Below are 18,733 nucleotides of genomic sequence, written 5' to 3' on the forward strand. Positions count from 1 at the left end.
ATTTATATTATAATATACCATAAAAAGAAAATAATTCCTTTTTGTACCTAAAAGCAACAATCTATACGAAAAGAGCCTTTATTTAAAATACCCGGATCTAAAAAAGTTTGTAAATTAGTATTGGAGAAATTAACTTTCCAGAGCATGGACATTTCATCGGGAAGTAAGGGAAGATTAAATTGCATAATTTATGAATATTATCAAAAAAACCGCCCACAATAATGGGCGGTTTTTTTGATAATAGACCACAAATTAAAAATGTTTTTTTCCTGTTAAATCCTGTTCAGTTCTGTACCAAATCCATAAATCATTTATGATTGAGGCATGTTCAGCAATTTCGTAATTTAGAGTACATGAAACCTCAAAATCATCTTCATCATTTAACTGATTTAATTTATGATTAATAATCCGTTCAATATCCTGTATACGCTCTGGGATCTCCCCTCTAATTTGTTCCCAACGGTTTAGGATGGCTTTTTGTACAATAGGAGGGTAGACAGCAAAGTCCAATTTCAGGTGAGGAATCGGTATACCCAGACGTTCATCGTATATGAAAAAATCCTCCATTTTAATTCACTCCCAATGTTCATTCATACAAATAGTTTACACAATCTGGCTAATATATACGAATTTCTTTTGTAATTTATAATAGCGGAAAGTTACAATGATTCGGCATAAAATAAATTTTCAGGAAATACTTGAAAAAGTCACATAATGTTGGTAAAGTGAATAACATATTCTAATTGCATAAAAACATTTTTATTTGAATAAATATACATCGGAGGGGAACGTTCATGAATAAAAATAAAGTAGTACTTGCCTACTCAGGAGGATTAGATACATCAGTTGCTATTTCCTGGTTAAAACAAAAGGGGTATGACGTGGTAGCATGCTGCCTGGATGTAGGCGAAGGCAAAGATTTAGATTTTATAAAAGAGAAGGCTATTAAGGTTGGTGCCTGTTCTTCCTATGTTATAGATGCCAGAGAAGAATTTGCTAATGATTATGCGTTAGTAGCTCTTCAGGCGCATGCAATGTATGAGGGGAAATATCCATTGATTTCTGCTTTATCCCGACCATTGATTGCAAAAAAACTTGTTGAAGTAGCGGAAAAAGAAAATGCTGTTGCTGTGGCACATGGCTGTACAGGAAAAGGGAATGATCAAGTACGTTTTGAAGTATCAATTCAAGCTTTGAACCCTAACTTGAAGGTACTTGCACCGGTTAGAGACTGGAGCTGGTCTCGCGAGGAAGAGATTGAATATGCAAAACAAAATAATATTCCTGTACCGATTAATTTAGATAGCCCATACTCAATTGACCAAAATTTATGGGGACGCAGTAATGAATGCGGAGTTCTTGAGGATCCCTGGGCAGCCCCTCCGGAGGGAGCGTATGATTTAACAACAGCTCTTGAACATACTCCTGATACACCAGATATTATTGAGATTACGTTTAAAGAAGGAGTACCTGTTGCATTAAATGGAGTTGAATCTCCTTTAGCCGCATTAATCCAGAATCTTAATAATCTTGCTGGTAAACATGGTGTTGGCAGAATTGATCATGTGGAGAACCGTTTGGTTGGAATTAAGTCAAGGGAAGTATACGAGTGTCCTGGTGCATTAACTTTAATTAAAGCGCACAAAGAACTGGAAGACCTAACAATGGTTAAAGAATTGGCACATTTTAAGCCTGTAATTGAGAAGAAATTAACTGAACTCATTTATGAGGGCCTATGGTTTTCACCGCTGAAAGATGCTTTGATTGCCTTTTTGAAACAATCTCAAAGCTTCGTGACTGGCGTAGTACGTGTGAAATTATTTAAAGGTCATGCTATTGTGGAAGGTAGAAAGTCTGAATACTCTCTTTATAATGAAAACCTGGCAACCTATACTTCAGCTGACGAATTTGACCATGCGAGTGCGGTTGGATTTATCAATCTATGGGGACTGCCTACAAAAGTAAACAGTCAGGTTCACAATCAAAAGAAGGTGACAGTGTGAAAAAACTGTGGGGAGGCAGATTTACGAAAACTGCCGAAGAATGGATTGATTCCTTTGGCGCCTCCATCGCGTTTGATCAAGAATTAGTGATGGAAGACCTCGAAGGAAGCCTTGCTCATGTGACAATGCTTGGAGCCTGTGAGATTCTCTCGAAAGAGGAAGTCGAGTTAATTAAGAATGGATTGTACTCTTTAAAAGAAAAGGCGGAAAAAGGAGAGCTCTCTTTTTCTGTAGATTTTGAAGATATCCATTTAAATTTGGAAAAATTACTTATTGATGAAATTGGGCCGGTTGGAGGTAAATTGCATACTGCCAGAAGCCGTAATGACCAGGTGGCAACGGACATGCATTTATATTTACGTTCCCAGGTCAATGAAATCATCGGCGGAATTACAGAATTCCAAAACACGCTGATTCAGGTGGCCGAAAGGCATATCGAGACAGTTGTTCCGGGATATACTCATTTACAAAGAGCCCAGCCTATTTCATTAGGGCATCACTTTATGGCCTATTTTTGGATGCTTCAGCGAGATAAAGAACGTTTACAGGACAGCCTGAAAAGGATTAATCTCTCGCCTCTTGGAGCAGGCGCGTTGGCTGGTACAACATTCCCAATTAATCGGGAATTGACTGCTCAGCTGATGGGGTTTGATGGAATCTATGAAAATAGCTTAGATGCTGTAAGTGATCGTGACTTCATCGCAGAGTTTTTGAATAATGCATCATTGATCATGATGCATCTATCCAGATTCAGTGAAGAAATTATTTTGTGGTCCAGCCAAGAGTATCGGTTTATCGAATTGGATGATACGTTTTCAACAGGATCAAGTATTATGCCACAAAAGAAAAATCCGGATATGGCAGAGTTGATTCGCGGTAAAACCGGACGTGTGTATGGAAATGCCTTTGGGTTATTAACTCTCTTAAAGGGCTTGCCACTGGCTTACAATAAAGACATGCAAGAGGACAAAGAAGGCATGTTTGACACGGTTATCACACTAAAAGGATCTTTGAAAATTTTTAATGGAATGATAGAGACTATGAAGGTTCATACAAATGTGATGAAGGAAGCAGTTTATAACGATTTTTCAAATGCGACCGAGTTGGCTGATTACTTGGCAGCTAAGGGAATCCCTTTTCGTGAAGCGCATGAAATTGTCGGTAAATTAGTTCTATATTGTATACAAAAGGGGTACTATCTACTCGATCTTCCATTAGAAAAATTAAAAGAAGCATCCAATCTAATTGAGGAAGATATCTATGAAGCTTTGAAACCGGAAGAGGCTGTGAGAAGAAGAAACAGCTCTGGTGGTACTGGCTTTAATCAGGTAAGACTGGCTATTGATAAAGCAAAGAGTTTAGTGGAATAAGAGCCTCATACAATAAAAATCCCATGCGCGGCGCATGGGATTTTTATTGTTAATTACGTGTATACTTACTTTGCTGCAGCTTGATCCACAGGTTTATCATCGGAACGAATAACCATTACGTCGCATTTTGCATAACGAATAATATGTTCAGATACGCTTCCGATAAAGAAACGCTCAACAGCATTTAAACCGGTTGCGCCACAAATAATTAAGTCAACATTAAAAGATTTAGCGATATCTTTAGGAATTTTTACTTTTGGAGATCCAAACTCAATAGATAGAGCTACATCTCTAACACCAGCATCAAGAGCAATTTGTTTATATTCCTCTAAAAGGTCTTTTGCATATTGCTCAGCGCTCTCAGAAATAGAAATGCTGTATGCCTCAACTGCAGCAAATGTACGGTTGTCGACAACATGAGCTAAAACTAACCTAGCGTCATTTCTTTTTGCTACGTCAATAGCTTTTTTGAAAGCCCATTCTGCCTCCTGTGAACCGTCAACTGCCACAAGGATATTATTATAGGTTAATGCCATATTAATCTCCTCCTTTAAGTATATTTATATTATACTATAAATTACACGAAAAGTCGGAATATTATATGAACATATTTTGAAATGAATTATAAATATTATAAATAATACAATAACGAATATCTTAATTTATTGAATATTATTTTGAAATACTTAATGATTCAAGAAAGATAATGTCTCTCAATCCGATTAGTATTCTTTTTTAATACATAAAAAACACCCCTTAAAAGTTAGATTGGTGTCTAACTTTTAAGGGGCAGTTCATCCCCGCTGTCTGTTGGTTTATTATATAGTGCTCTTAAATAGTTACTAGTTCTTTCGGGAATTTAGTAAGAATTTCTACCCCGTTTTCAGTCACATATAGATCATCCTCTATGCGAACGCCGGCTTTGCCAGGAACATAAATACCCGGCTCAATCGTAAAGACCATTCCTTCCTGAAGAGACAGTGTATTGATTTCGGTCAAGGAAGGATATTCGTGAACGCTAATTCCAAGGCCATGACCAAGACGATGAGGGAAATAGTCACCATATCCCTTATTTCTAATAATATTACGTGCTGTTAAATCTATTTCGGCACAAGTTTTTCCAGGTCGGCATGCTTCAACTGCAGCAATTTGAGCCTCAAGAACAGTGTTGTAAATTTCCCTTTGTTCTTCATTAATTTGTCCGAAAGCAACTGTACGTGTAATATCAGAACAATATCCATCTACCACAACACCTAAGTCGAATAGAACCAGGTCACCTTTTTTGACTTTCGTTTGTCCAGGAACTCCATGAGGGGAAGCGGCGTTTTCACCAGTTAGCACCATTGTTGCAAAGGACATTTCGGATACGCCTTCTCTTTTCAATTGATACTCCAAAGCAGCCAGGATTTCCATTTCTGTTTTACCCTCTGCAATTTCTTCAGTTCCGATTTTTATGGCATAGTCAGCAAGACGGCAAGCTTCTTTAATGATTTTTAATTCAGATGGACTTTTAATCATACGCAGTTGACGCATTTTTTCTTCCGCCGATATATATGTCGGCTGGTTTAAAATTGAATTAAGTCCTTCAAGTCGTTCCATAGTTAAATGTTCTTTTTCCACTGCCAGAGTTTGAATAGAAATGTTTCTTTTTTTCAGTGTTTCTTTAATAACTTCCCATGGATTTTGGGTATCAGAAATGCCAAGCACTTCATACCCCCAGCCAGCCTGTTTTGCGTCTGAAACCTCCATTTGCGGGCAAATTAAAATAGGTTCTTCAGTAGGGAAAGTAATTACTGCCAATAAGCGTTCATGAGGATCGCTATAGAACCCACTTAGGTAAAAAACATTTTCTGTAGACGTGATAAAAGCAGCATCAGCCTGTTTTTCGGTAAGCCAATTTGCCAAGTGATTTAAGTTACTCATATTGGACCTCCATAATATTTTATGTAAATGTTACTATGAAAGTAGAGTATCAATTATGCAGGATAATGTAAATTGTTAGAAAACTTAATTTAACGGGTATTTATTGAAAAAACAATGAAAGGACTGAAGGAGATGAAAGTATCTTTTCATGGCCATTCCGTAGTGAAAATCGAAACAGAGGGGAAACAATTGCTGATTGATCCATTTATTACGGGAAATGAATTGACAGATTTAACAGTGGAGGATGTAAATCCGGATTATATTTTAATTACACATGGACATGATGATCATTTGGGTGATACGGTTCAGTTGGCCAAAAAACATGATGCGTTGGTAATCTGTAATTTTGAATTAAGTACATACTTGGGATGGAAAGGTGTAAAAACACATGGCATGTCCATCGGTGGAGCTTATGAGTTTGATTTTGGAAAAGTGAAATTAACCCAAGCTTTTCACGGAACGGGGTTTGAGGATAATGGCCAATTAATATATGGAGGGATGCCTGCAGGGTTGTTGATTACAGCGGAAGGTAAAACGATTTACCATGCCGGAGATACAGGCTTATTCTCAGATATGAAGTTGATTGGTGACCGTCATCCGATTGATTTAGCATTCCTGCCGATTGGAGATAATTTCACGATGGGGCCAGAAGATGCTGCGCTGGCTGCAGAATTCCTGCACCCTAAACAAGTTGTTCCAATTCACTATAATACGTTCCCACCGATTAAGCAGGATCCATATTATTTTGCTTCCTTATGTGATTCAGAACTCGTTCGGGTTCTGAATCCGGGAGAATCTATTGAATTATAAAAATAGAGTTTTATGTGAACGGATTGTTTTTTAAGTAGAAAATGCTAAATATCAGAATAATTAATACTAGAATTAGCATTAAAATCTAACCATTTTTCATAGTGTAACCAAGAAAAGCATCGGTACTATGCCGATGCTTTTTAACTTGATTTATTTTAACTAGCGGATTTCTATTACAAAAGCATAACTTGAGTCGCCCTTTTCCCATCTTGCCGATACATCGTAACCATATACGCCTTTTTCTTTTGGCAATACGATCTTATTATCCCTAATATGTACATTCGCTGTTTTTTCATTGGTAAGCCATTGATTTACATTTAATGTATTTTCTTGCGGTGTGTTTTTGAATTCTATGTTCAATTCAGATTCAGGTGATGCAACCACAGGTTTAAATTCGTGATCTTTAATAATTTCTGGAGGAGAAGTCATATCAACACAACCAGCATTTATGAGTCCATTCCAGCAATACGAGCCTTGTGCGACCTCTACATTTTTATCTTCAACAGTTATGGTTGGTGAAGGTGGTGTTACGTTTAATAGTCCAATAACAAAATAGCCACCCATACTTAAAGTAATCAATACAATCAATGTAACCAAGTACTTTTTCATACGCTTCCCTCTTAATGGAATAATTTACTAATCAATCACTAAAATAGTTTAACATAAATTTCTAAAACACTTAGAATTCAACTGAAAAAATCCTTTATTGCACGCAAAAATGAGCAAATTCAATGTGAATTGAATTAACTTCTGCATGTATCCATAATTAATTTTGTTCTTAAAACCGAACCTGTTAGTTTTATGTGTACTTCTTTTTTTTTCGTTTATTCATATATTTATCTTATAGGAGGGATAAATCTATGAAAATTCGTTGTGGTATCAGTTTGGTAATTGGCCTGGCGATGTTATTATGGGCACTTCCATATCTATCATTTGAAGGTAATATGGAAGAAACCATTTTTTCATTCGCATGGCTTGCGCTCGCATTTAGTGTTTTGGGAGGGAACCTTTCAGCTATTTTGTACAGTGTGGGTAATAAACGAACAATTGCGCAGTCAAAAGGTACAAAAAATCCCCATATTTCCAGACAATATAAAAGGTCACATTGATTGATTGGAACGTTTCCCATTATAATAGTAATAATGGATAACGAAAAAGGGTGAATAGTTTGGCTACTAAGCATGAACAAATATTGGCATATATTGATGAACTACCGATTGGCCAAAAAATCTCTGTACGGCAAATTGCAAAAGCACTGACCGTCAGTGAGGGAACCGCCTATCGAGCAATTAAAGAAGCTGAAAATAAAGGGTATGTCAGTACGATTGAAAGAGTTGGAACCATTCGTATTGAACGGAAGAAAAAAGAAAACATAGAAAAACTGACATTTGCTGAGGTTGTTAATATCGTTGATGGACAGGTCCTCGGTGGTAGATCAGGGCTTCATAAAACTCTGAATAAATTTGTCATAGGGGCTATGGAGCTTGAGGCGATGATGCGTTACACAGAGGCAGGCAATCTTTTGATTGTCGGGAACCGTGTGAAAGCACATGAACTTGCATTAACCACAGGGGCAGCTGTGCTCATCACCGGTGGATTTGATACAGCGGATTCAGTTAAAAAACTTGCGGATGAATTGCAAATGCCTGTGATCTCTACGTCTTACGATACCTTTACTGTTGCAACAATGATTAATAGAGCAATCTATGATCAGCTGATTAAAAAAGAGATTTTACTTGTCGAAGATATTCTTATTCCAATTGAGAAAACAGAAGTACTGAAAGCAGGAAATACAGTTGAACGTTGGACTGAACTGAATAAAGCGACAAAGCATAGCCGTTTTCCGGTGGTAGATGATAATTTGCGCCTGCAGGGAATGGTTACATCTAGGGATATTCTTGGGGTTGATGCTTCCGTACAGATTGATAAAGTTATGACTAAAAATCCTATCTTTGTAGGTGAAAAGACGAGTGTAGCATCTGCCGCTCATATGATGGTTTGGGAGGGTATTGAGCTCTTGCCAGTCATTGATAACCGCAATCTTTTAATCGGAATTATAAGCAGACAAGATGTTTTAAAGGCATTGCAAATGAGCCAGCGGCAACCACAGGTCGGTGAGACGATTGATGATGTCATCGCCAATCAAATGACGGCTGTTCAGGGTAATGATAGTTATCAGTGTGAGGTGACACCTCAGATGACTAATTACTTGGGAACGATCTCGTATGGTGTATTTACAGCTATGGTAATTGAAGCAACGAATAGAGTGCTGCGAGGATATAAACGCGGTGATTTAGTTGTAGAGAATATGACGATCTATTTCTTAAAGCCTGTTCAGCTTGAGAGCAAACTCGAAATTGTACCAAAGGTACTGGAAATTGGACGGAAGTTTGGAAAAGTAGATATAGAAGTCTTCAATGAAGGAAAATTGGTCGGTAAGGCCATGATGACCTGCCAGTTATTGGAGCGTAGTTAACGATAAAAAATTGCCTTTATAGGAGCTATAAAGGCAATTTTGCATATTCACGTAATGATTATGATACGATTATTTTAGTGCCGCCTGATATTCTTCCTCAGCAAGGGGAGCATAATATTTATACATTCTTACACCGCCATATATACTCCATCCGCCAACTATGATAAAAATAGCAGCGACGATATAGGTGACAGTTGTATGAAAAAGGAATAGCTGATTAAGACCGAAAAGAGCAACAAATACACCTAAAGAGATGGATGATTTACCGGACAGATATGCTCTTTGCATAGGTAACTTGGTTCTGAAGTATTTTGTCTTATAGTAAATAAAAAACGAAAAAGACATTACAATTAAAAATACAAATATTATCATGCACTGTGCCTCCAATTGGGTTGTATGCCTATATTGTACAAGATATTGAAATATTGTACCAATTTGGAATTCGATTCCTTATCCTTGGTTGCGGGTATCATATGCATGACCATACATAAAAAATACAAAAGATAAAGGGAGAAAAGTGATGAAGGAACAGATTATAGATGCAATCAAAAAATACAATACGATTATTCTGCACAGACATGTTCGGCCAGACCCTGATGCATATGGATCACAATGTGGATTGGGAGAAATCATTAAATATTCCTTTCCAGAAAAACAAGTATTCATGGTTGGTCAAGAAGAGGAATCTTTACATTTTCTAAAGCGACTTGATGTGATTCCGGATGAAGCATATGAAGGAGCATTAGTGATTGTTTGTGATACAGCCAATCAGGAAAGGGTCTGTGATCAACGGTATACGAGGGGGGATCTTTTGATTAAAATAGATCATCATCCAAATGAGGATCCTTACGGAGATTTTTTGTGGGTTGATACATCAGCAAGCTCTTGCAGTGAAATGATTTATGAATTATATGAGTACGGTAAGGATAAAGGATTACGAATGAATCAGGAGGCAGCGCGATTATTATATGCAGGAATCGTAGGTGATACGGGTAGATTTTTATATCCAAGTACTACCGATAAAACATTTCTGTATGCCGGCGAGCTTATTCAGTACGGATTTAATCGCACGGATATATACGATGGTATGTATGATGTTGATGAAGCGGTCGTTCGTTTGAATGGTTATGTTTTTGAAAACTTTAAAATAATTGATTCAGGAGTTGGGGTAGTCGTAATTACGAAGGAAGTCATGGAACGATTTGGTGTAAAATCCTCCGGAGCATCTTCACTTGTCAGTACTTTGGGATCTGTAAAGGGAATCAAGGCATGGGTATTTTTCATTGAAGAAAATGATGAAATTCGAGTTCGTCTCAGATCAAAAGGCCCTGTTATTAATGGTGTAGCTATGAAATATAATGGAGGCGGGCATCCCTTAGCATCTGGCGCAACCATTTACAATTGGGAGGACATGAATAATGTCCTTGCAGATCTCGTACAGGTTTGTTCCAACTATGGATCCAAATAATTAAGTGGAACAGCCAGGTACCCAGAGGAGTACCCGGCTGTTCTTAAATTTGTTTGAGCGACAATGAAATTTCGATATGCGTGTATAGAATTAATTCCTGGACTTCCAATTGATAGTGCCTGCCGTTTAATTTGATATTCTTATTAATAATTGCTCTTTTAAGGAGTTCTTTTCCATGACTCACACTTTCCAAATCCTTACCTAATAAGCTTTCGAAATCTTTCTTAATACTTTGCTCTACCTCAAAAATACTGAGTGGATCCAATCTGTATTTTTTATAGTTTGTAATATGAACGGTTACTTCCTGTACGAGTAATTTACTCTCATTTTTTTTATTTAAAATTTCGTATTCATTTTGCCATATTTCAAGCTCATCGTGTAAATCTTTAATAGCATCCTGCTGTGTTTCTATTAACTGAATTTGCTTTTCCTGCAGATCACCGAACATATACAAAAAAAGCCCCCAGCTTATGATCGCCCCTATAATAACTCCTGCGAAAAAGCGTTGCCATAAGGGATTTCGATAATATGGAGGGATTCTCATGGATTTAACTGCTCCTGTGTCAGCCATTGGATAATGAGAGCACCGGCTTGAGCTCCTCCAAGGGCTGAAATAATAATCAGGATTTGTTTGAATAAATCTTTTGTCGCACCATGAAAGATTCCTCGTTCAAATGAATAGACCGCATCGAAAGTTCCGCCAATAGCTGCCACAATAGCCCAAATTCTTAAACCCTCGGATAGGCGAAACACTTGAGTTAATGGGGGTTGACCTGTTATGAAAGCAGCCAGTCCACCGATCAAAGATCCGCCAAGCAGTACGCCAAATGAAATGAAGAAACTGTTTATAAATGCTGGTAAGAAAGCCTGGTTCATTTACCTCGTCCTTTTTGTTTTTTACATATATATGAGGGAGGGATGAGTAATATGTAATTAGGCTAAAAAGTTTTTCAACTTGCATCGAACATATTTTCTTTTTGAGCATTGGACTTCTATAATAGAGAATAAGAGAGAATTTCTCCTAAATACAAAAATGATAACAAGGATGTGACGAAAGAATGTCATTAATCCATCTTCATGTATATAGCGCGTATAGTCTTCTGGAGAGTACGTTATCAATCAGGGATATCGTTACCTCGGCAAAGAATAATGGTTTCAGCAGTATCGCATTAACAGATCGAAATGTTATGTATGGGGCTGTGTCTTTTTACAAGGAATGCATGGAACAGGGAATCAAGCCAATCATAGGTTTGACTGCAGATATATTTGATGATGAAGAGCATAAAAGTTATCCTCTTATTTTGCTGGCTAAAAATAATGAAGGATATCATAACCTAATGAAGATATCGAGTGCAATTCAAACGAAGTCTCCTGATGGTTTGCCATTCAGATGGTTGAAAGGATATGCAAGAGGCCTCATTGCCATTACACCGGGAATAGAAGGTGAAATTGAAAGTACACTTTTCCACAATGAGCAAGCTGCAGAAAAAGTCCTCTTGAAATATAAAACCTTGTTTGGTAATCAATCTTTTTATCTTTCATTGCCTAAACCGTCTACGGAAGGAATGGAGAGGGCGAAGATCAAACAACTGGCTGACAAAACGAACACCCAGCTTGTTGCAGCTCACCATATTTGTTATTTGAAGCCAGAAGATTCACTGGCTTATCAAGCATTGACTTGTTTAAAAGATAATATAAAGATAGAAGAATTGGATAAAATCGAGTTGTCTGAGAATGAAAGGAAGCATTTTGCGAGCCGTTCTGAAATGATGGAGTGGTACTCATCCGATGTGGCTGCTCTTGAAAATACGATTCAAATAGCCAAAGAATGCTGTGTAAACTTAGAGTTTAATCAAAAATTACTTCCAAAGTATCCCGTTCCTAATGATTTGTCCGCACATCAATATTTGATAGAGATTTGCAAAAAAGGATTTGCCAAGCGTTATCCAACTCCCGATAAAAAGCACTTTGAACGATTGGAATATGAATTAACTGTAATTGCTGATATGGGGTTCAGTGACTATTTCCTGATTGTCTGGGACTTTATGAATCATGCTAATAAACAAGGGATATTAACAGGTCCTGGACGTGGATCTGCTGCAGGTTCGATGGTTGCTTATGTGCTTGGAATTACCAATGTCGATCCTATTGAATACAATCTATTGTTTGAAAGGTTTCTGAATCCGGAAAGGATTACGATGCCTGATATAGATATCGACTTTCCAGACAATCGCAGAGAAGAAATGATACGGTACGTAGCAAAGAAATATGGACCCATTCATGTGGCACAAATTATAACCTTTGGTACATTTGGAGCAAAGGCCGCTTTGCGGGATGCGGGCAGAGTTTGTGGATTGAACACGAAGGAGTTGGACCAGCTATCTCGTTCGCTTCCTCCTATTAACGGACTGACCATACAATTGGCGCATTCTGAATCCAGCCGTTTCCGTACATGGATTGCAGAATCTGCACTTCATAAGCGGATTTTTGAAATCGCCAAGAAGTGGGAAGGGCTTCCAAGACATACATCCATACATGCCGCAGGGGTAATTATTACCGATCAACCGCTGACCGATTTAATTCCGATTCAGGAAGGGCATGAGGGTGTTTATTTGACCCAGTTCCCGATGGAAATTTTAGAAGAAATTGGTCTTTTGAAAATGGATTTTCTCGGACTCCGAAATTTAACTTTGCTTGATCAGATTGTGAGACAGGTAAATCGTTCATCGGGTAAGAAGATTCAGTTAAGTCAGATTCCATTGGATGACACGGCCACATTTGAGTTATTAAGTAAGGGACTAACATCAGGGATTTTTCAGTTTGAATCAGCTGGCATGCAAAATGTCCTTAAAAAGCTAAAACCCACTGTTTTTGAGGATTTGGTAGCGGTCAATGCCCTGTATAGGCCGGGCCCTATGGATAATATCCCGACATTCATAAATCGTAAACATGGAATTGAACCTATTACTTTTCCTATTACTGAATTGGAAACAATTCTGAAGCCTACCTACGGGATCATTGTGTATCAGGAACAAATAATCCAGATTGCTTCGACAATGGCCGGTTTCAGCTTAGGAGAAGCTGATTTGCTGAGAAGAGCTGTAAGTAAGAAGAAAAAAGACGTTCTCGATGAACAAAGAGCTCATTTTGTAAAAGGGGCTATGGCTAGAGGGCACGAACAGCATACGGCAAATGAAGTATATGACTTAATCGTCCGGTTCGCAAATTATGGGTTTAATAGGAGTCATGCAGTCGCTTACAGCCTAATTGCATATCAGTTAGCCTATTTAAAGGCAAATTATTTGCGCAGCTTTATGGCAGGGTTGATGACATCTGTAATTGGAAACGATGATAAAATAGCTCAATACGTTCAGGAATTAAAGTCAAAAGATTATATAGTCTATCCGCCATCAATCAATAAAAGTCATTTCCCGTTTATTCTTGAAGGAGATAAAGGGGTGCGTTACAGTCTGGCAGCTGTGAAGGGCATTGGAGCTTCCGTCTTAAAAGAACTGGTTGCAGCTCGTAAAAATGGCCCATTTGAAGATCTATTTGATGTTTGTATACGTATTCCTTCCCGTATCATAAACAGAAAAGTATTGGAAAATTTATGTTACGCGGGTGCATTTGACGAGTTTAAAATGGATCGTGCAAGTATTTTGGCAAGCATAGATGTGGCACTGGAGCATGCTGAATTGGTTCGTCCTGATTCAGGAGAAGTTGGTTTTTTTGATGCTGATGATATGTTCATTAAACCGAAATATGTAGTAGTCGACCCGATGCCAACGGACAAAAAGTTACAAAAAGAAAAAGAAGTTCTCGGCTTATATTTATCCGACCACCCAATCAGCGGTTCAAGACCTTTATTAAAACATGCAGGAGCACTTCCTCTGTCCAATTTTCCACTGAATTCAACAGGATTTGTTGGTGCTTATATTCAATCTGTTAAACTGATCCGTACAAAGAAAGGCGAAAATATGGCTTTTCTGCTTCTAAGTGATGAAACGGGTGATATGGAAGGGGTTACTTTTCCAAATGTGTACAAGCAATATTCATCCATTTTAAAAGAAGGAAATTTAGTTTTAATAGAAGGAAAGCTGGAGGAGCGCAATGGGAAGAAACAATTTATCACACAAAATCTTTATGATTTAGAGAATGATATACCGAAAATAAAGGAACTTTTTAAATCCGTCTATATTAAGGTTGCTCCAAATGTTCAAACCAATAAAACCTTAACAGCTATTCGTAATGTTTTGATTCAATATCGTGGGAACACAAAGGTGTATATATATTACGAAAAAGATACAAAAACTATTCAATTATCCAAGGAAAACTGGGTGAACCCTACTCCCGCCCTACTGAAAGATTTAGAAAGAATTATAGGAGAAGGAAATGTCCTGATTAAAGAAGATTAACTATGTACAAGACAGAATATTGTGATATATTTACAGTATAATTTTGGTCATACCAGAAGTGGGATAAAATGTATCGTATGATAAAAAGTGGGGTGTGGGTAATTGACTTTAAGAGAAGAAGCGTTGCATATGCACCGTTTAAATAAGGGGAAATTGGAAACAGTGGCCAAGGTACCTCTGCGGAATGCACACGATTTAAGCCTGGCATATTCTCCAGGTGTAGCTGAACCGTGTAAAGCTATACATGATAAACCGGAAACAGTATATGAATATACTTTCAAGGGCAATATGGTAGCCGTAGTATCAGATGGTACAGCAGTGCTTGGACTCGGCAATATTGGTCCGGAAGCTGCCCTCCCTGTGATGGAAGGAAAAGCATTATTATTTAAGGGGTTTGCAGGAGTCGATGCTTTTCCAATCTGTCTAAATACGAACGACGTAGATAAAATTGTGGAGACAGTAAAATTACTTGAACCAACTTTTGGCGGAATTAATTTAGAAGATATTGCGGCTCCAAATTGTTTTGTCATTGAAGAAAGATTGAAAAAAGAAACGAATATCCCTGTTTTCCATGACGATCAGCACGGTACAGCAATTGTAACGGTTGCAGGTCTTGTTAATGCCTTGAAGCTTTCCAATAAGAAAATGTCTGAGATTAAAGTGGTTGCAAATGGCGCTGGTGCTGCCGGTATTGCCATTATTAAGCTACTATATCACTTTGGTGTACGCGATTTAATTATGTGTGATAGCAAGGGTGCGATTTATGAAGAACGCCCATATGGTATGAATGCTGTAAAAGCAGAGGTGGCTAAATATACAAATCGTGATCATTTGGAAGGCAGTCTTGAGGACGTCATTAAAGATGCAGATGTTTTTATCGGTGTTTCGGTTGCAGGCGCGCTAACTCCTGAAATGATTAAATCAATGGCCTCAGATCCAGTCATTTTTGCGATGGCCAATCCAGTTCCCGAAATTATGCCAGAATTGGCTAAAGAAGCAGGTGCGGCAGTCGTAGGAACTGGTAGATCCGATTTCCCCAACCAGGTAAACAATGTTTTAGCCTTTCCGGGAATTTTTCGAGGGGCTCTGGATGTAAGAGCAACTCATATTAATGAGAAAATGAAAGTTGCAGCCGTTGAGGCGATTGCAAATCTAATTACAGATGAAGAGCTGCAAACGGATTATGTAATCCCTGCTCCTTTTGACCCGCGAGTTGCTCCGGCAGTAGCTGCTGCAGTAGCAAAAGCGGCGATGGAAACAGGGGTTGCAAGATTAAAAGTTGATCCGGAAGAAATCAGAAAGAAGACAGAATTACTATCATCCATTGGAAAAAGTGAGTGATGACAGATGGAATTACAAACTGAAGGACAGCCAAAAGTATATTTAGAAATAGTTCGCAAGCTGCAAAGAATGATTGAAGAGGATCATCTTGTTCCAGGTGATAAAATCCCCTCTGAACGGGAGCTGTCTGACCGCTTAAATGTTGGCCGTTCCTCAGTCAGAGAAGCTTTAAGAGCGTTGGAGCTTTTGGGATTGATTGAAACAAGAAGAGGAGAAGGAACATTCATTCATGATTTTCAAGAGCATAAGCTTGTTGAATTACTTGGCTCATTTTTCATTTTAGAAGGTAAAACAAAAGAAGATTTGATTGAAGTGAAATTGTTGTTAGAAAAAGATTGTATACGTATAATGTCCGAATACAACCGTAAAAATCCTGAGACTATTAAAGATCTCTATAATTGGGCTAGAACCAACTCATTTACGGACGAGGCTTACTTCTCTCAATTAGCCAGTTTGACTGACAATCGATTGATGGAAAGAATTTGGAAAACGGTAAACAGTTACTGTAAAGCATCTGGCTATGAATTCTCCATTCAAGACCGAAAGCAATATATTATTTTAGCTGCTTTAATGGAAAACGGGGAAAAAGATCAAGCACTTGAAATATATGATACAAAAATCAGAGCTACTGCGAAAAGTGAATAATAGATATCTGTAGTATATTGGCCTTATATAGGTACGTTTTGTAAACTATATAAGGCCAATTTTATAAACTTTCCATTGCTTGCAATTAAGGTTTATAGATTTACTAAGACATAAGGGTTAATGAAGATGCATATGATTTGTCCTATTGGTCGGTAAGGATATGATTTTTCAAAGATGTGTTTCTTGTATGTAGATAAGATAGGACTTCAATAATGTGCAAGTAGTTTGTCCTATTACCATAGTCTGTATATATCTGATGGGATGGCAGGTATAATGGACAAGGTGGTTTCAGTAATCACTGGCTGATGAGAAAATCAGTAAGGTTTATTTATGAACCATTGATGTACTGTATTACGAAAGGGGATCGAGAGTTTTGTTGAAAGACATGTTTTCTCGTACAAAAAAGAAAAAGTATGCAACCATTCCTTCTGATAAAGCAAATCAAGATGTGCCTGAAGGAATTATGATGAAATGTCCGTCTTGTAAAACTATTAAATACTCTAAAGAAATATTAAAAAATGATAAAGTTTGTCCTAAATGTGGTTATCACCACCCGATGAGTGCAGTTGAACGTTTAAGCAATTTAATGGATAAAGGGTCTTTTGAGGAGTACGATCGGGGGATGATATCGGAAAATCCACTGAACTTTCCCGATTATACAGAAAAGCTCGATAGAGATCGAAATAAGACAAAACAAAATGAAGCTGTAGTAACAGGAATAGGTCGAATTAGTGGTCATACCACTGTGATTGCTGTAATGGACTCTACATTTCGTATGGGCAGTATGGGCTCTGTAGTTGGTGAAAAGATAACCCGGGCCATTGAAAAAGCTGATGAATTAAAGGTACCTTTTATTATATTTACCGCATCCGGAGGAGCCAGAATGCAAGAGGGAGTTATAAGTCTCATGCAAATGGCAAAAACAAGTGCAGCCTTAAAACGTTTCAGTGAGCATAGCGGTTTGATTATATCGGTTATGACTCATCCAACTACCGGTGGGGTATCAGCGAGTTTTGCTTCTCTCGGAGATTATAACCTTGCAGAACCTAAAGCTTTAATTGGATTTGCCGGCCGTCGAATAATCGAGCAAACAATCCATGAAAAGTTACCGGAAGATTTTCAAACTGCTGAATTCCTTCTAAAACATGGTCAACTGGATGCAGTAGTGCCGAGAAATAAAATGAAAGATACACTGGCTGCAATTATCGATATTCATACATCAGGGGGGAGTAAATAATGCCGGGTGAATTGTCATTTGAAAAACCAATACAGGATTTACAAAAAAAAATAGATGAATTAAAGAAAATGACTTCACACTCTGATGGAGAGTTTACAGAGGAAATTAATAAGCTGGAGGAACGCTTGGGCCAATTGGAAAAAGAGCTGTATCTAGATATTAAGCCTTGGGATCGAGTTGAAATAGCCCGGCACTCATTACGCCCTACAACCTGCGATTACATAGAACACTTATTTACATCGTTCTTTGAATGTCATGGGGATCGACTTTTTGGTGATGATGAAGCAATAGTGGGCGGCATAGCTAAGTATCATGGGATGCCGGTGACTGTTATTGGTCATCAGCGAGGTAAGGATACAAAGGATAATATACGACGGAATTTTGGCATGCCTCATCCAGAAGGATATAGAAAAGCTTTACGACTCATGAAGCAAGCGGAAAAATTCAGGAGGCCAATTATTTGTTTTATTGATACAAAGGGAGCCTATCCTGGTAAAGCGGCAGAAGAAAGAGGTCAAAGTGAAGCTATTGCTAGAAATTTATTCGAAATGGCCGGTTTAAAGGTGCCAATCGTTTGTATAGTAATTGGAGAAGGAGGAAGTGGCGGAGCTTTAGCACTTGGTGTGGGAGACCATATTCATATGCTTGAAAATTCAACTTACTCAGTTATTTCTCCTGAAGGAGCTGCATCCATCCTCTGGAAAGATGCATCCATGGCAAAGAAGGCAGCGGAATCCATGAAAATTACGGCACCAGATTTAAAAGAGTTAGGCATTATAGATCAAATTATTCCTGAAGTACTTGGCGGTGCTCATCGCTCGGTTAAAGATCAGGCTGAAGAGATTGATAAAATATTAAAAAATTCGCTTGATACATTAAAAAATATGAGTGAGGAAGAGCTAGTCAATAAAAGATATGAAAAATATAAAAATATTGGCAAGTACGGATTTTCGACTCAATTTGTAAAGAATCATTAAACGTACATGAAAATGTACGTTTCTTTTTTGTTCAATAGGGAAAAATACACACGATGTACAATTTTTTT

18 protein-coding genes are annotated in these 18,733 nt (G+C 37.9%); 11 read left to right on the plus strand and 7 right to left on the minus strand.

The features are described 5' to 3' along the window. Positions 1-252 precede the first annotated feature (252 nt). Entirely contained in the window at positions 253-567 is a 315-nt protein-coding gene (locus tag AC4BHP_RS00005; protein ID WP_490551050.1) for a hypothetical protein, read from the minus strand. Positions 568-794: 227 nt separating this feature from the next. On the opposite strand from AC4BHP_RS00005, the gene AC4BHP_RS00010 reads away from it, so the two are divergent. Both AC4BHP_RS00010 and argH read left to right on the plus strand, forming a co-directional pair. Further along, complete coding sequence (locus AC4BHP_RS00010; protein WP_066108966.1) at positions 795-2,003, plus strand: argininosuccinate synthase; 1,209 nt, start codon at positions 795-797, stop codon at positions 2,001-2,003. After that, positions 2,000-3,373, plus strand: a complete 1,374-nt coding sequence (gene argH, locus AC4BHP_RS00015) for an argininosuccinate lyase (RefSeq protein ID WP_139892799.1) — start codon at positions 2,000-2,002, stop codon at positions 3,371-3,373. Before AC4BHP_RS00010 ends, argH begins: the two co-directional genes overlap by 4 nt. A 65-nt stretch (positions 3,374-3,438) precedes the next feature. Here argH and AC4BHP_RS00020 read toward each other — a convergent pair whose 3' ends face one another. Together AC4BHP_RS00020 and AC4BHP_RS00025 are read right to left on the minus strand one after the other, a co-directional pair. Continuing rightward, the gene (locus tag AC4BHP_RS00020) at positions 3,439-3,909 is read right to left on the minus strand and encodes a universal stress protein (protein WP_066108961.1); all 471 of its coding nucleotides are present in this window, start codon (positions 3,907-3,909) and stop codon (positions 3,439-3,441) included. A 295-nt stretch (positions 3,910-4,204) separates the two neighbouring features. Beyond that, the gene (locus tag AC4BHP_RS00025; protein WP_066108958.1) at positions 4,205-5,296 is read right to left on the minus strand and encodes a M24 family metallopeptidase; all 1,092 of its coding nucleotides are present in this window, start codon (positions 5,294-5,296) and stop codon (positions 4,205-4,207) included. A gap of 132 nt (positions 5,297-5,428) precedes the next feature. Between AC4BHP_RS00025 and AC4BHP_RS00030 the strand changes: the two genes are divergently transcribed. Then, positions 5,429-6,106: a metal-dependent hydrolase gene (locus AC4BHP_RS00030; protein ID WP_490551051.1), complete on the plus strand. Its 678-nt coding sequence runs from the start codon at positions 5,429-5,431 to the stop codon at positions 6,104-6,106. Positions 6,107-6,265: 159 nt separating this feature from the next. Here the strand turns inward: AC4BHP_RS00030 and AC4BHP_RS00035 are convergent, their stop codons facing one another. Continuing rightward, positions 6,266-6,715, minus strand: coding sequence for a hypothetical protein (locus tag AC4BHP_RS00035; protein ID WP_140462224.1), 450 nt, complete (start codon positions 6,713-6,715; stop codon positions 6,266-6,268). A 251-nt stretch (positions 6,716-6,966) separates the two neighbouring features. Between AC4BHP_RS00035 and AC4BHP_RS00040 the strand changes: the two genes are divergently transcribed. Continuing rightward, positions 6,967-7,215, plus strand: a complete 249-nt coding sequence (locus tag AC4BHP_RS00040; protein WP_066108949.1) for a hypothetical protein — start codon at positions 6,967-6,969, stop codon at positions 7,213-7,215. A 59-nt stretch (positions 7,216-7,274) separates the two neighbouring features. Beyond that, on the plus strand, positions 7,275-8,582 hold the full coding sequence (locus tag AC4BHP_RS00045; protein WP_066108946.1) for a CBS domain-containing protein: 1,308 nt from the start codon (positions 7,275-7,277) through the stop codon (positions 8,580-8,582). Positions 8,583-8,651: 69 nt separating this feature from the next. Here the strand turns inward: AC4BHP_RS00045 and AC4BHP_RS00050 are convergent, their stop codons facing one another. Next, positions 8,652-8,954: a YtpI family protein gene (locus AC4BHP_RS00050; protein WP_066108943.1), complete on the minus strand. Its 303-nt coding sequence runs from the start codon at positions 8,952-8,954 to the stop codon at positions 8,652-8,654. Positions 8,955-9,102: 148 nt separating this feature from the next. Here AC4BHP_RS00050 and AC4BHP_RS00055 point away from each other — a divergent pair, with 148 nt between their 5' ends. Further along, positions 9,103-10,050, plus strand: a complete 948-nt coding sequence (locus AC4BHP_RS00055; protein ID WP_066108940.1) for a DHH family phosphoesterase — start codon at positions 9,103-9,105, stop codon at positions 10,048-10,050. Positions 10,051-10,093: 43 nt separating this feature from the next. Here the strand turns inward: AC4BHP_RS00055 and ytrI are convergent, their stop codons facing one another. Further along, the gene (gene ytrI, locus AC4BHP_RS00060; RefSeq protein ID WP_373925506.1) at positions 10,094-10,621 is read right to left on the minus strand and encodes a sporulation membrane protein YtrI; all 528 of its coding nucleotides are present in this window, start codon (positions 10,619-10,621) and stop codon (positions 10,094-10,096) included. Next, the gene (ytrH, locus tag AC4BHP_RS00065; protein WP_066108934.1) at positions 10,591-10,926 is read right to left on the minus strand and encodes a sporulation membrane protein YtrH; all 336 of its coding nucleotides are present in this window, start codon (positions 10,924-10,926) and stop codon (positions 10,591-10,593) included. Before ytrH ends, ytrI begins: the two co-directional genes overlap by 31 nt. A gap of 182 nt (positions 10,927-11,108) precedes the next feature. On the opposite strand from ytrH, the gene dnaE reads away from it, so the two are divergent. The 5 genes from dnaE (at position 11,109) to accA (ending at position 18,665) form a co-directional block, all read left to right on the plus strand. Beyond that, positions 11,109-14,465 carry a DNA polymerase III subunit alpha gene (gene dnaE / locus AC4BHP_RS00070; RefSeq protein WP_066108931.1) on the plus strand — a complete coding sequence of 1,119 codons (3,357 nt, stop codon included), beginning with the start codon at positions 11,109-11,111 and terminating at the stop codon, positions 14,463-14,465. 102 nt (positions 14,466-14,567) lie between these two features. Continuing rightward, complete coding sequence (gene ystJ, locus AC4BHP_RS00075) at positions 14,568-15,806, plus strand: NADP-dependent malic enzyme (protein WP_066108928.1); 1,239 nt, start codon at positions 14,568-14,570, stop codon at positions 15,804-15,806. Between the two features lie 6 nt (positions 15,807-15,812). Beyond that, positions 15,813-16,451 (plus strand): FadR/GntR family transcriptional regulator, encoded by a 639-nt coding sequence (locus AC4BHP_RS00080; protein WP_066108923.1) that lies wholly within the window; start codon positions 15,813-15,815, stop codon positions 16,449-16,451. Between the two features lie 373 nt (positions 16,452-16,824). Next, on the plus strand, positions 16,825-17,688 hold the full coding sequence (accD, locus tag AC4BHP_RS00085) for an acetyl-CoA carboxylase, carboxyltransferase subunit beta (RefSeq protein ID WP_066108920.1): 864 nt from the start codon (positions 16,825-16,827) through the stop codon (positions 17,686-17,688). Continuing rightward, positions 17,688-18,665: an acetyl-CoA carboxylase carboxyl transferase subunit alpha gene (gene accA / locus AC4BHP_RS00090; RefSeq protein ID WP_066108919.1), complete on the plus strand. Its 978-nt coding sequence runs from the start codon at positions 17,688-17,690 to the stop codon at positions 18,663-18,665. The genes accD and accA overlap by 1 nt, the downstream gene beginning before the upstream one ends. The last annotated feature ends 68 nt before the right edge of the window (positions 18,666-18,733 follow it).

The organism is Pradoshia sp. Z4_20, assembly GCF_058216035.1.

Coding starts and splice junctions, on each gene's coding strand:
- AC4BHP_RS00005 (WP_490551050.1), bottom strand. CDS start 567: ATGGAGGATTTTTTCATATACGATGAACGTCTGGGTATACCGATTCCT.
- AC4BHP_RS00010 (WP_066108966.1), top strand. CDS start 795: ATGAATAAAAATAAAGTAGTACTTGCCTACTCAGGAGGATTAGATACA.
- AC4BHP_RS00020 (WP_066108961.1), bottom strand. CDS start 3,909: ATGGCATTAACCTATAATAATATCCTTGTGGCAGTTGACGGTTCACAG.
- AC4BHP_RS00025 (WP_066108958.1), bottom strand. CDS start 5,296: ATGAGTAACTTAAATCACTTGGCAAATTGGCTTACCGAAAAACAGGCT.
- AC4BHP_RS00030 (WP_490551051.1), top strand. CDS start 5,429: ATGAAAGTATCTTTTCATGGCCATTCCGTAGTGAAAATCGAAACAGAG.
- AC4BHP_RS00035 (WP_140462224.1), bottom strand. CDS start 6,715: ATGAAAAAGTACTTGGTTACATTGATTGTATTGATTACTTTAAGTATG.
- AC4BHP_RS00040 (WP_066108949.1), top strand. CDS start 6,967: ATGAAAATTCGTTGTGGTATCAGTTTGGTAATTGGCCTGGCGATGTTA.
- AC4BHP_RS00050 (WP_066108943.1), bottom strand. CDS start 8,954: ATGATAATATTTGTATTTTTAATTGTAATGTCTTTTTCGTTTTTTATT.
- AC4BHP_RS00055 (WP_066108940.1), top strand. CDS start 9,103: ATGAAGGAACAGATTATAGATGCAATCAAAAAATACAATACGATTATT.
- ytrI (WP_373925506.1), bottom strand. CDS start 10,621: ATGGCTGACACAGGAGCAGTTAAATCCATGAGAATCCCTCCATATTAT.
- ytrH (WP_066108934.1), bottom strand. CDS start 10,926: ATGAACCAGGCTTTCTTACCAGCATTTATAAACAGTTTCTTCATTTCA.
- dnaE (WP_066108931.1), top strand. CDS start 11,109: ATGTCATTAATCCATCTTCATGTATATAGCGCGTATAGTCTTCTGGAG.
- AC4BHP_RS00080 (WP_066108923.1), top strand. CDS start 15,813: ATGGAATTACAAACTGAAGGACAGCCAAAAGTATATTTAGAAATAGTT.
- accA (WP_066108919.1), top strand. CDS start 17,688: ATGCCGGGTGAATTGTCATTTGAAAAACCAATACAGGATTTACAAAAA.